The organism is Prevotella sp. tc2-28 (assembly GCF_900107705.1).
GTDB lineage: Bacteria > Bacteroidota > Bacteroidia > Bacteroidales > Bacteroidaceae > Prevotella.
The window spans coordinates 49,679-63,222 of sequence record NZ_FNRE01000004.1 but is presented as its reverse complement, the minus strand read 5'-3'; the positions used below and the strand labels follow the sequence as shown (position 1 = coordinate 63,222).

Here is a 13,544-nt window from a genome sequence, read left to right as displayed (position 1 = left end):
TCCTTTACAAATCCCTACCTGGTTTCAATTGCGCCGCATCATCGAAAGTGAGGATGGCGTTGCATAGTGTCGCAGCTAGGTTGGAGCCCCCCTTGCGTCCCTCGACAATAATTTTGGGGATGTCCTTGAAAGGTTTCACCATGTGCTTCGACTCTTTCACATGCACGAATCCCACAGGGGCAGCAATGATGCCTGCTGGGTGTGCCTTGCCTTTGCGTATTAGGTCACAGAGTTCCATCAGAGCGGTGGGTGCATTGCCGAAGGCGAAGAGAGCATCGGGATGTTCCTCAACGGCGAGGCGAATGCCGGCCTGAGTCCGTGTGATGCCCTTCTCGCTTGCCATCGTTGCTACACGTGGATCGCTTAGATAGCATTTGACCTCAACCCCCAGACGCTGCAATGCACCTTTGCGGATGCCGCTGGTCACCATGGTGACGTCGGTAATGATGTAGGGCAGCTCACCATTCTTCACCTTATTAAATAATGTGACAACAGCCCCGTCGTCAGTATGAAGAAGGTCCTCCATATCAAAGTCGGCAGTGGTGTGAATTGCATGGAGCAAGGCCCATTTGTGGTCAAGGGGATAGTCCTTGTGCTTCAATTCGCCTTCAATGGTGCGGAACGACTCCATCATTATCAGCTGACCCTTCTTCTCATCGCCTTCATGTGCCTCGCGGTAGTAGCCTCGTGGTGTGATCATCTTGTCGTTCCATAGATAGGACTGCGAGTTGCCGATGAGTACCACCGTGAACATGTCGACGGCTTCTGGATCAAATTCGCCGAGTGTGGTCAACGTCACCTCCTGTTCAGCACGCCCTGCTTGCCGCACATAGCCTACGGGAGTGTTGGCGGCACGTTCTTGCAAGAAGATTTCATGCAGACGATAAAGTTGCCAATATCTTCCATCCGACTTAGGATTATAGACTGCTGTGACGAAGTCACCCACCGCAGCCGCCTTGATGCGCAGCTCTATCATCTCCCATGGCGTCATCAAGTCGCTCAAGGAGATAACACAGAAGTCATGGCCCACTGGAGCCCCAAGCAGGGATGCTGCTTTTTGGAATGCCGAGATGCCTGGCAGGGATTCCACGACGACATTGCTATTCCTCTCACGTTGCATCTCATAAATGAGTGGTGTCATGCCATAGATGCCAGCATCGCCAGAGGAGATAACCACCACGGTCTTGCCTTGCTCTGCCAGTTGGAAGGCTTGTTCAGCACGCTCGCGCTCATGCTTCATACCCGTGTCGATGCACTCACACCTGTCTTTGACGAATGGTTCAACAAACTGGAAATAATACTTATATCCAACAACAACATCCGCCTCTCCCACTGCCTTCAGCACAGCTGGCGTGATATCATCCTTACTGCCAGGACCTATGCCCGCTACGATAATCTTTCCCATATCTGTGTGCAAAGTTACGAAAAGTCAAGAGCAAAACAAAAGAAACTTGTTTCTTTTTTGCCCAGATGTAGGAGTTCCCTTGGACAAAGCAAAGGAATTCACCAACTTGTTGACAAAGAGAATTACTCAACGACGTAAGATTTCGCTGAAGAAATGAGGCTGTTCGCTGAATAGTTTTTGCAAACTACTCCTTTCCATATATCTTTGCACCAACAAAAAGTTTATTACGATATATAAAACAAACAGAAACATGAAAAGAATAATGGTCCTTACCATGCTATGTACCCTTTTTATGGGAGCAAGGGCAGCCGATTTCAACTATCTAGTGTTTACATTGAACGATGGTAGCGAACAAGCCATCGTCGCAACAGGCCTCAACATCACGTTCACTGACGGCAACCTCGTAGCCACAACAGCCAACGAGACGCTGGCTACAATCCCTCTTATTACGCTACAGAAGATGCGTTTCTCGGAAAGCAGCACGACCGGTATCAGCACCTTGTCGACATTTAGTGAGGACGACATTAAAGCCATCTACGACTTGCAAGGCCGCATGATGCCACTCGACTCACAACTGCCTAAAGGCACGTACATTATCAAAACCAGCGGTAGAACCATTAAAGTGTTTGTAAAATGAAAAAGAATCTCTATATTATCGTCTTCATGTTAATCGGGATGATGGCAAAGGCACAGACCATGAACGTCAGCGTTGGCAGCGTGACCGACCAATACCCTGCCTCTCAGACAGGTGAGATGACTTTTATAGGTGGTAGTGTGATGTCCATCTTAGGTAAGAACTACAATGTAAGTGACATTACGAAGATGTGGACTGACGAGACTCAGGTCGAGGATAACGAGGTAAACGTGGTGTATGACGGCAACGCCGCACTTGTCTACGTGGCTGGTAACATTGCCCAATACGTGACGGTATCGGTCAGTGGTGCCCACGTCAGTATTACTCAGAGTGCTGATATTACCAACGACCTCATTAACGACGGCACGTTTTCAGAGATAACATACAACCTCAGCGGAGCTAGCACAGACGGTTCGTTGACGCTGGACGGCAGTGCAAAGTGTACGGTTGCCGTCAACGGGCTGGAGTTGACCAATCCCAATGGTGCACCCATCAACATCACCAACGGCAAACGTGTTGACTTCAGCGTGAAGAAGGGCAGCACTAATACGCTGAAAGACGGTACGGAAAGTTCCGCCAAAGCCTGTCTCTACTGCAAAGGCCATCTGGAACTGAAGGGCAAGGGCGTGCTGAATATCTATGCCTACGGCAGTGCGGCACATGGCATCAAGAGCGGTGACTATACGGAACTGAAAAACTGTACGGTAAACATCCTGGCAGCTACCAAGGACGGAGTGTCGTGCAACGAGTATTTCCTGATGGAGAGTGGTGAACTGAACATCAGTGGTACGGGAGACGACGGTATTCAGTGCGATTTGGACGGTGACTCCTCTACGGGCGAGTTGGACGGTCATGAAGATGAAGACACAGGCAATATCTATCTGGAGGGTGGTACCATCAACATTGCCGTCACTGCCGATGCTGCCAAAGGCATCAAGTCAGAGGGTGACATGAGAATCAGCGACGGAGCCATCACGATCACCACCAGCGGAGGCGGCACATGGGACAGCGACAAAAGCAAGACCAAAGCTGCAGCCTGCTTAGGTGCCGACGGCAATGTGACCATCAGTGGGGGCACACTTACACTAACCAGCACAGGTGCTGGCGGCAAGGGCATTAATGCCGACGGCAACTTCACAGTAAATGGTGGTACAACAACCATCAAGACCTCTGGCAATGCCGTAGGTGCATCATCTAATGGTACGCTGACGATCATCACCAATTCACAACAGTTAGACCGCTACGATAGCGACTACAAGTCTTCGCCTAAGGGTATCAAAGTTGACGGCGCCATTCAAATCAACGACGGCATCATCAACGTCACCACTTCGGGTGCTGGCGGCGAAGGTATCGAATCGAAGACCAGCATCACTTTCAACGGCGGACAGACCTACGTCAGCTCATCTGACGACGGCATCAATGCCTCGTACAATACCACGACCAACGGTTCAGGCGACCTAACGGTCAGTGGGGGATACCTATACGTTATTTCATCGGGCAACGACGCAATGGATGCTAACGGCAATTTCTATGTCAAGGGAGGCTTCGTCTATGCCGTAGGAACAGGAAATCCAGAGAAGTCGCTAGATGCTAATACCGAACAAGGCAAGAAGCTTTACGTCAGCGGCGGCACACTGATAGCCATTGGTGATCTGGAGGGAGGTGCACAAATATCAAACGGCACCTGTAAGTACACATCTTCATGGACCAGAGACAGCTGGTATGCCTTGTATAACGATAACAACCTGGCTGGTGTCTTCAAGACGCCTGCAGTATCGAGTACGAGTGGAGGTGGCGGCGGTCCGTGGGGTGGCGGCAGCAGTTCACTGAAGCTCATCGTCTTCACCTCGTCAACACCTACGCTGAAGTCGGGTATCACCGTCAGCAATGGATCGTCCATACTCAACGGCATGGTGAACATCAACGGCACCGTCACCAGCGGCACCAATGTATCGCTGAGCAACTATACATCATCAAGTGGTGGCGGACGCCCTTAAAAATACGGATAATTCAAAATTCTTTTGGCTTTCTTCTCAGTAATTCGTACTCTGCCACTTCGTGTCGAAGGTACTTCCGTTCGAGAAAACTCAAAATCTTTTTGGTTTTCTGCTCACTTAATCGTACCTTTGCCGCATCGTATAAAAACTAAAAAGAAACGAATATGAAAGAAATGAAAGTATGGGTGATTGCCGCCACTCTTGTTTGCGGCTTAGTAGCTTGCAACAATGCAAATGCACAGAACGATAACCCGGCAGACCAGGTGGTGTCGACGGAGCTGATTCGTACCAATCAGAGCTGGGACGGTGTAGAACTGCCTGACTACCTGCAGGGACGTCCGGAACTGGTGGCAGTAAAGTATGTGTTCCCTGCAGGAAAGAAACTGGGATGGCACCACCATCCTGTGATGAACTACGGTATCTTGGTACAGGGTGAGCTGACCATCATCGGACAAGACGGAAAGGAGAAGACCGTGCATGAAGGCGAGGCTGTTGTAGAAATGGTAAATACCATCCACCACGGCGAGAACAGAGGCACGAAACCCGTCATCCTCTATATGTTCTATCTATCGCAGAAAGACCTCCCGCTGGCCGTCCAACATCCAGAGATTCCTCTGGAATAAGCAGACACGGTAATAAAAAAGGGCTCTCAGTCAAATTGGAGACTGGGAGCCCTTTCTATCATTTGTTGTTTACACAATGCTTAGAGCTGAGGCAGTTCGAGCCACTTCACGTAGCAGAAATCCTGACGATGAGGCAGGTTCTTATTCTTAGGATACATACGAATGGCAGACTTGTAGCTACCAGCCTGCTGAGGAGCCAATGTAGCCTCAAAGGTGTAGTTGTTGCCTTCGTGACCAACCATTTTCAGCGGTTCAACAGAGAAAATGCGCTCCTCGCCGTCCTTGTTGATGAAGACGTTGACCTTCTCAAGTGCTACTGCATCGTCGAGACCTTGCTCGTTGATAACATACTTCAGCGTATACTTCTCAGATGTGCTGATGCCAGTTGAAGGATAGTCCCACTCGCAAGAAACAACGTTGATGGCATCCCAACGCTCAGCAACGGTTTCCTTCCACTGGGCGATATCCTTGGCCAGACGGAAATTGTCCTTAGAAATCTCCTTGAAGCGCTTAGCCTGCTTCTCGTAGAACTTACTATAGTAATCGTCAAGCTGACGCTTCATGGTGTAGTGAGGTGCAATCTGGGCGATAGAGTTCTTAACGACCTTGATCCATCCCTTAGAGATGCCCGTCTTCTTGTCCTTGGCATAGTAGAGGGGTACTATCTCGTTCTCAAGCAGGCTATAGATGGTAGCTGCGTCGAGCTGGTCCTGATAGCCCTGGTTCTGATAGGTGCGTTTCTCGGTAAGTGCCCATCCCGCACCCTCGCGATAGCCCTCAAGCCACCAACCGTCCTTGACGGAGAGGTTGACAACACCGTTCATCTCAGCCTTCTCGCCTGATGTTCCGGAAGCCTCGAGCGGACGTGTCGGCGTGTTCATCCAGATATCAACACCAGAAACAAGACGACGAGCCAATAGGAAGTCGTAGTCCTCAAGGAAGATAATCTTACCCTGGAACTCAGGCATCTGGCTAATGTCGAAGATCTTCTTGATAAGTCCCTGACCAGCACCATCGGCGGGGTGAGCCTTACCAGCGAAGAGGAAGACTACGGGGCGCTCAGGATCGTTGACGATACGTGAGAGACGCTCCAAATCGGTGAACAGTAGGTGGGCACGCTTGTAGGTAGCAAAACGACGACAGAAGCCGATAACGAGTGCGTTGGGGTTGAAGCGTTCAACAAGTTTCACAACGCGCGCGGGATCACCCTGATTCTTCAGCCAGGTCTCTTTGAACTGAACGGCGATATAGTCGAAGAGCTTTGCCTTCAATGCCTTGCGGGTAGCCCATACCTCTTCATCGGGACAGTCGTAGATGCCGTGCCAGATTTCCTCGTTAGACTGGTCGCTCATGTGCTTGGCATCGAAGTACTTAGCATAGACGCGACGCCACTCGGTAGCACACCATGTGGGGAAGTGAACGCCATTGGTGACATAGCCCACGTGGTTCTCCTCAGGATAGTACCCCTGCCAGATAGGAGCGAACATCTTCTGGCTTACCCAGCCATGGAGCATAGACACACCATTAACCTCCTGACAGGTGTTGCAGGCGAAGGTAGACATACAGAACTTCTCGTCGTGGTTTTCAGGATTGGTACGACCCATGCCGATGAACTCGTCCCAAGAGATGCCGAGCTTCTGGGGATAGGCGCCCATGTACTTGCCGAACAGGCCTTCGTCGAAGTAGTCGTGACCAGCAGGAACGGGGGTGTGAACGGTATACAGACCGCTGGCGCGAACCAGTTCGAGTGCCTGATTGAAGTTCAGACCGTCCTCCTCGATGTAGTCGCAGAGGCGCTGCAGGTTGCAGAGTGCTGCATGACCTTCGTTGCAGTGGTAGATATCCTTCTTGATGCCGAGCTTCTTAAGCAGCAGCATACCACCAATACCCAGCAGAATCTCCTGCTTCAGACGATTCTCCCAGTCGCCACCGTAGAGTGAGTGGGTGATGGGCTTGTCGAAGTCGGAGTTCATCTCGTTGTCGGTATCGAGCAGGTAGAGTTTCACACGACCGACGTTGACGCGCCATACATAGGCGTGAACCTGATAGTTGGTGTAGGGAACATCGATAACCAGAGGGTTACCGTCCTTGTCGAGCTGACGCTCGATGGGCAGCGAGGCGAAGTTCTGCGACTCGTAGTTGGCAATCTGCTGTCCGTCGATGGACAGGCTCTGGGTGAAGTAACCAAAGCGATAGAGGAAACCTACGGCGCACATGTCGACATTGGAGTCGGATGCTTCCTTCACATAGTCACCGGCGAGCATTCCCAGACCGCCAGAATATATCTTCAAAGCAGAATGGATACCATACTCCATGCAGAAATAGGCTACTGAGGGACGCTTGCTATCGGGCTTAACATCCATATACTCACGGAACTGAGCATAGACGGCCTTGATGCGCTTCATGAGGGCCTTATCCTTGACAATGGCTTCCTTACGGGCGAAGGTCAGACGCTCGAGCAACATCACAGGATTGTGCTTTACCTCGTGATACAGTTCAGGGTCAAGGTCGCGATACAGGTCGCGTGCCTCGTAGTTCCACACCCACCACATGTTGTGGGCAATCTCATCCAAACACTGCAATTCCTCGGGAAGACTTGACTTTACAACCAGTTCTTTCCACTGGGGAGCATTTGCATAATCAGCTTTAATTTTCATAATGTAATGATATTTACTATTTACAATTTATTTGTCAATTGGATTGATGAGCCATTCTTTCCTCTGCTTTGCGCAACGCTATGTCATAGGCCTCGTGGTAGTACTTGATAAACTGACTCCACAGGGCTTTCTTGGACAAGGTGTCTGCGGCTTTACGGCAAGCATCTATTTCCTTCTGAGACATCGCAGAGAAATCGGCCACCGTATCCTTGATGGCATCAGCCACCTCGGAATAGTTATAGTCGGTGCGATGGATGACCTTAACACCATCCATAATCTCGCCATAGCGACCGCCAAACTCAGTGTTAGCCCAAAGGCCGAAACCAGCCAGGTCGGTGGTGATACAAGGCACTTTAAAGGCTATTGCCTCCAGCGGCGTGTATCCCCAGGGCTCATAATAAGATGGATAAACACAAAGGTCGTTACCCAGTACGACATCATAGTACGACATGTTGACAATGCCGTCCTTGCCGTCGAGATAGCAAGGCAGGAAGATGACCTTTACATGGTCGTCCTTGCGGTTGTGCATGTCGTAGTATTTCATCATGCTGAGCACGTTGTCGTGACTCATGTTATGAAGCCAGTGGGTGACCTGGGGGACTTCAAGGGGTGTATCGAATTGACCACCCTTCTGCAAACGCTCCTGCAAGTCCTTGCGAGGCTCTCCTACCCAACCGGGTACCTCGATGAAGGCTAACACCTTCTTCTTCAGGTCGCGGTCGCGCAACAGACGGTTCATGGCTTCCACGAAGACGTCGATACCTTTGTTGCGGAACTCATAGCGGCCGCTGGTAGAAACAATCAGTGTGTCGTCGTCCAGTTGCTCACCCAACAGGGCATTGGCTACGTCGAGCAAACGCTTACGGGCGGCCCTGCGCTTACTGTTAAACACGGCACCCTTGGGCACGAAACTATTATCGAAGCCGTTGGGTAATACTACATCAACAGGCTTATCGAGCAGTTCCTTACACTCATTGGCTGTGATGTCGCTAACCGTCGTAAAGCAGTCTACATGCAGTGCGGTCTGCTTCTCAATAGAGTGCTTCGACTGCATGTTCAGTTCACCGGCCATCTGGTCGCCATTATAAGCGAAGAGATAGTCGTAGAGGGGCTTCTGATTACCAGCAATAGAACGACCGATACTGGTGGCATGAGTGGTGAACACCGTACCAATCTGAGGCAGATGGGCATTGATGTAAAGGGCACCCAGACCACACATCCACTCGTTGGCGTGATAGATAACTTTCAACGACGGGTTAGCCAACCAGTTGTAGAAGCTCTCAACAACCAGGGCTGCAGCATACGAGAACATAGAAGCCTCGTCGTAGTCACCATAGGCGTGGAGTGAGTCAACCTGGTAGTTCTCCCAAAGCCATCCATAGATTTCGTTCTTTTGCTCGAAATAGGGTTGAAAGTCTACTAGGATAGCAATCGGCTCGCCAGGAACGGTCCAACGACCTACCCTCACCTTGAGGCCTTGCTCCTTGGCAACCCATTGCCATTCGGCAAAAAGCGCCATATCTTCCTTAAAATAGGGACTTTCACTCTCCTTCCAAAAATCAGGACCAATAAAGATTATCCTGTCTTTCATTTCATCCTGAAGGGTCTTTGCGCGCGATGAGAGAACAGTGTAGATGCCACCTACCTTGTTACATACCTCCCAACTGGACTCAAAGATGTAATCAGGCGTAATTTTTGTCTTTCCCATTATCATTTATACATGTATACGGCTGCAAAGATAATTAAAAAAAATAAAATCTTGCATCGTTTCATTATATTTTTCTACGTAAACGATATTTTATTGACTTAGATTGATTACCTTTGACGACAAAAACAGGACGACTATGGCAAAGAAAATCATACTCGTAGCCTGTCTGGTCATGCTGACGACAGGCATACAGGCACAAAAGAACTTTCGCGCGTACCTTTATAATAATGAATATAACGTGTATTTGCGCATCAACTTCTACGATCAGGACATCAGCGTACCCGGACAGGACCTGTATGGCAAGTTGCCGGGATACCTGGGCAAGTTACACAACTCGTTCTGCTGGGTCATCACGGCTTGTGAAGTGAAAGACGAGCAACATGCCGAGATGCAGCTCATCAACGACTTCGGAAGCGAGGACCTCACCGCTACCCTCACCTGGCTGAACGACTCGACATACGAGTTAAAGCAAGGCGCCGGCAGCACGATCAAGGTTCCCAACAAAGGAAAATGGCAAAAGTTGCCTAAGACGCTAAGACTAAAAAAAGACCCCAAGAGATAAATCTTGGGGTTCTTTATGCTTAGCGAACTGGCGTGATGCGGAACTGGAAGTCGTAGGCTTCCAACGGGATGCGATAAACTTCCTCAGGCCAAGCGCCCCACGAGTTGACACACCCCAGTCCCATCTGACGCTGTTGGATATGCACCTGTGTCAACGGGCGTTCCACGAGGTCGCCGCTGTGCATGTGGTGTGCATCCTTGCTAACACCACCATCGAGGTCTTCAGTCAGATAAGGAAGCGCAGAACACTCCATAGGTGCTGTACTCTCAAACTTCAAGCCACGCTGACCGTCAGAGACGATGAACCAGCGGACATCGGTGTGGTTGCCACTCTCCTGGGGACGCACATAGGGGAAGTATTCGTCAGCCACCTTATTCTTATAGCGGCCTATGAACTCGCTGCTGTTACGGTCGCAATAGTTCTCGTGAGGACCACGGCCGTAGTACTCTACCCTATCATACTGCTTGGGCATCTGCAGCTGCATGCCGTAGCGGAACATCCAGGTCTCCTTCTGGTCGGCCTTGGGCTCCATCTGCTGACGGACGATGACGGATCCATCTGCCATAAGGGTATAAGTCATGGTGAGCGTAGCCATCGGAAGGTCGAGGTTGGCAATCACACTGTTGTCAACGACAGAACATGAGGTGACCTTCATCTGCGGATGCTTCCAAGCACTAAACTTCTGTTGCAGTCTGGCACCATAATCGTTGTCGGTAGGAGCACGCCAGAACTCGGGCGAAATACTCTGACGATCAATGAGCATAGGTTGTCCATCTACATCGAGATAGTCAATCATGCCCGACCACTTGCCAACAGTCATCGTGGTACCTGCTGCCATGAGTTTGATATAGCTCTTCGTCTCCTCCTTGACGACAGAAGCTTGCTGGGCTTTCAATTCGGGGAACTTGTAAGACTGGACGACAAACTGCTGACGGCTAACCACCTGCCCGTCCTGTTTGCAAGTAAAGTTCACGACAACCTCATCGTCGGCGTGATGAGAAAGCACACGCGCCAGCACCAGCTTCAGCTCAGCACTTTCGAAAGTCTTGCGTTGTTGTGGAGCAATGCCAGCAAGGTCAATCACGCCACCGTGCTTCTTGACCTTCCACTCCAGTTGGCAACCATCCAACGACTTGAAGAAATGCTCGTTATAAACCTCAAACTTACCATCCTTTAGGTCTTGATCGGTTATCCAGACGTTCTGATAATAATAACCTACCTCATAGGCATGCGGATTCAGACGGCGGTCAGGAGCGATAATGCCGTTGCAGTTGAAGTTGTTGTCGGAAGCGGGATAGCGTCCGTAATCACCACCATAGGTAAAAATCTCCTTGCCTGTAACCTTGCTCTTATCGCGCAGTCCCTGATCGACAAAGTCCCAGATAAAGCCACCCTGATATTTCGGATACTTGCGAATGAGGTCCCAATACTCCTTGAAGCCACCCATCGAGTTGCCCATTGCGTGGGCATACTCACACTGGATGAGCGGACGGGGATTATCCGTCTGGGCATACTTCTCGCAGTCACGATAATAGAAGTACATCGGACAGAAGATATCGGTCTTCCCCCAGTTACCCGCCTGCTCATACTGAACGGGGCGCGAGGTATCTACCGATTTAATCCAGTCGTAGACAGCCTCAAAATTTGGTCCGTAGCCTGCCTCGTTGCCCATACTCCATATGATGATACTGGGGTGGTTGCGCAAGGTGAGCACATTTCCCTGATTGCGCTCCAGGTGCATTTGCCGGAAGTCCTTGCGCTTAGCAAGTGTTCCCTCACCATAGCCCATGCCGTGACTCTCGAGGTTAGCCTCGGCTACCAGATAGAGACCTGCCGAGTCGCATAGTTCATACCAACGAGGATCGTCAGGATAGTGGGAAGTGCGCACGGCATTGATATTGAGCTGTTTCATGATACGTATATCCTGACGCATGCGCTCCATACTGACGATATAGCCTCCATCAGGGTCGAGCTCATGACGGTCGACGCCCTTAATGAGAATGGGCTGTCCGTTGACGAGCAGTTGTCCGTCCTTAATCTCCACATGACGGAAACCGACGTGTTGGCGGATAGACTGTACCACACGACCGTTCTTCTTGACATTGACGAACAAAGTGTAGAGATAAGGGGTCTCGGCAGTCCAAGCCTTAACCTGCGGAACGGTCTGTTGAAGACCAGTGCCCACCACGTTGCCTTCAGCATCCTCAAGACGCGCCTCTACCTCAAGACTCTTGGGAGCCTGGACGTCGACGGAGAGTAAACCGTTGCCGTTGGCATAATCTTGTGTGACAACAAGGTCTTTCACATGGTCGGAAGGACGGGCATAGAGGTAGACCTCGCGTGCGATACCCGTCAGACGCCAGAAGTCCTGATCTTCGAGATAGGAGCCGTCGCACCAACGCATCACCTGCATGGCGATGAGGTTGCGACCTTTCTTTAGATATTTTGTAATATTGAACTCAGCAGCTACCTTTGAGTCTTCACTATAGCCGACATATCGTCCATTAACCCATACTTTCAGGTTACTGGTGGCAGAACCCACATGGAACAAGACCTGCTGACCAGCCCATGACTCAGGCAGAACGAAGGTACGGCGATAGCTGCCCGTATAATTTTCCGTCTCTCCGATATACGGTGGATTCGTGTCGAATGTGGTTGCCCACGAATAACCAATATTCTTATAGATAGGGTCACCGTGTCCATTAAGCTCAAAGAGTCCAGGAACGGGAAAATCCTCCCATTGGGAGTCATCAAAATCGATTTCGTAGAACCGTTGTGGTGCCTCTTGGTGATTCTTCACAAAGCGGAAACGCCACATTCCTTCCATAGAGAGGTAGCAGGAAGACTTCGCCTTCTCACCGGCACGAGCCAGCGATTCACTCTCGAAAGCAAAAAAGTTAGCACGACGAGCCTCACGGTTCTCCTGATTCTTCTCAGGATTCCTCCACTCGGCATCCTGTTTGCCTGCCCATGCAGGAACAGCCGACGAGGCGATAAGTAAAGATATTAAAATGTTTCTTATCATAGTTAGGATAATAATTTAGTTTAGATTCCGGATTCAGTCACTCAGCATACGCATCCTCGCCAATCTGCTCAACACCACCGATGGTGAGCTTGCGCAGATCGTAGTAGGAACCATTGTATATATTAAAATCGACATTGCCTTTGATGCCGGGCAGCTTGCCCACATCGGTATGTTGCCAGAACTTCCATTCACCCTTATACTCCACCTTGTCCACATAATAATGGGCTATCCAATAAGGATACTGATTGAACACGGGGTCGCTCAGGTATCTCATCTTGAACTTATAATAGGTGTAGATAATGGGCTTCACACCATAATGGCGCTCCACGATGTCGAGCCAAGCCAGCACGCTGGCCTTGAAATCGGCATCACTCTGATTCTTCGGTTTGTGCTCCACGTCGAGCACTGGTGGAAGGTCGCCATTTTCTAGCTTGACGTTCTTGATGAAGAAGGCTGCCTGTTGGCGTGCCGACGTGTGGACACTATAAAAATGGTAGGCCCCACGCGTAAAGCCGTACTCACGGGCCTGATAGAAATTGTCGATGAAGTTCTCGTCAATCTGTGTAGAGCCCTCCGTCGCCTTGATCATGATAAAACGGATTGGCGACTTGTTGATAACACCTTTGTCGCGAAGCTCCGTCCAGTCGATATCACCCTGGTGGTGACTGATGTCGATACCATGAATCTCGTAGCCCTCAGGATAGCTGACATCACCATAGAGAGCGCGCCAACGAAACCCATAAGGACTCACGAACATATAATAGAAGAAATAGACGTAGACAGCCACAATGGCTGCTACGCCTATCCACACTGCCCATCCTGGCATGTATTGCAGAAGACGAACAAAGACACTCGGACGCTTATGAGCCACAGGACTCATTCGGCGCCCGGATGTCGATTTTCTATGTTGTGTCTTCTTAGAAGGCATGTTAA

Annotated in this window: 9 protein-coding genes; 4 read left to right on the top strand and 5 right to left on the bottom strand. The window is 50.3% G+C overall.

Features of this window, described 5'->3' with window-relative positions:
• Positions 1-4: 4 nt before the first annotated feature.
• Positions 5-1,405 (bottom strand): precorrin-3B C(17)-methyltransferase, encoded by a 1,401-nt coding sequence (gene cobJ / locus BLU47_RS04700; RefSeq protein WP_091959137.1) that lies wholly within the window; start codon positions 1,403-1,405, stop codon positions 5-7.
• Between the two features lie 250 nt (positions 1,406-1,655).
• Between cobJ and BLU47_RS04695 the strand changes: the two genes are divergently transcribed.
• The 3 genes from BLU47_RS04695 (at position 1,656) to BLU47_RS04685 (ending at position 4,659) form a co-directional block, all read left to right on the top strand.
• A complete protein-coding gene (locus BLU47_RS04695) occupies positions 1,656-2,042 on the top strand; it encodes a hypothetical protein (protein ID WP_143025466.1) in 387 nt (128 codons plus the stop codon).
• On the top strand, positions 2,039-4,036 hold the full coding sequence (locus BLU47_RS04690) for a carbohydrate-binding domain-containing protein (RefSeq protein ID WP_091959132.1): 1,998 nt from the start codon (positions 2,039-2,041) through the stop codon (positions 4,034-4,036). The genes BLU47_RS04695 and BLU47_RS04690 overlap by 4 nt, the downstream gene beginning before the upstream one ends.
• A gap of 164 nt (positions 4,037-4,200) precedes the next feature.
• Positions 4,201-4,659 carry a cupin domain-containing protein gene (locus tag BLU47_RS04685; protein ID WP_091959129.1) on the top strand — a complete coding sequence of 153 codons (459 nt, stop codon included), beginning with the start codon at positions 4,201-4,203 and terminating at the stop codon, positions 4,657-4,659.
• An 80-nt stretch (positions 4,660-4,739) separates the two neighbouring features.
• On the opposite strand, the gene glgP is transcribed toward BLU47_RS04685, so the two are convergent.
• Together glgP and BLU47_RS04675 are read right to left on the bottom strand one after the other, a co-directional pair.
• Entirely contained in the window at positions 4,740-7,316 is a 2,577-nt protein-coding gene (gene glgP / locus BLU47_RS04680) for an alpha-glucan family phosphorylase (protein ID WP_091959126.1), read from the bottom strand.
• Positions 7,317-7,350: 34 nt separating this feature from the next.
• Complete coding sequence (locus tag BLU47_RS04675; protein ID WP_091959124.1) at positions 7,351-9,024, bottom strand: glycogen/starch synthase; 1,674 nt, start codon at positions 9,022-9,024, stop codon at positions 7,351-7,353.
• A 136-nt stretch (positions 9,025-9,160) separates the two neighbouring features.
• On the opposite strand from BLU47_RS04675, the gene BLU47_RS04670 reads away from it, so the two are divergent.
• Positions 9,161-9,586, top strand: coding sequence for a hypothetical protein (locus BLU47_RS04670; RefSeq protein ID WP_091959121.1), 426 nt, complete (start codon positions 9,161-9,163; stop codon positions 9,584-9,586).
• A gap of 19 nt (positions 9,587-9,605) precedes the next feature.
• Here the strand turns inward: BLU47_RS04670 and BLU47_RS04665 are convergent, their stop codons facing one another.
• Both BLU47_RS04665 and BLU47_RS04660 read right to left on the bottom strand, forming a co-directional pair.
• On the bottom strand, positions 9,606-12,608 hold the full coding sequence (locus tag BLU47_RS04665; RefSeq protein WP_091959617.1) for a glycoside hydrolase family 2 TIM barrel-domain containing protein: 3,003 nt from the start codon (positions 12,606-12,608) through the stop codon (positions 9,606-9,608).
• Between the two features lie 40 nt (positions 12,609-12,648).
• A complete protein-coding gene (locus BLU47_RS04660; protein WP_091959118.1) occupies positions 12,649-13,539 on the bottom strand; it encodes a glycoside hydrolase family 25 protein in 891 nt (296 codons plus the stop codon).
• Positions 13,540-13,544 lie beyond the last annotated feature (5 nt).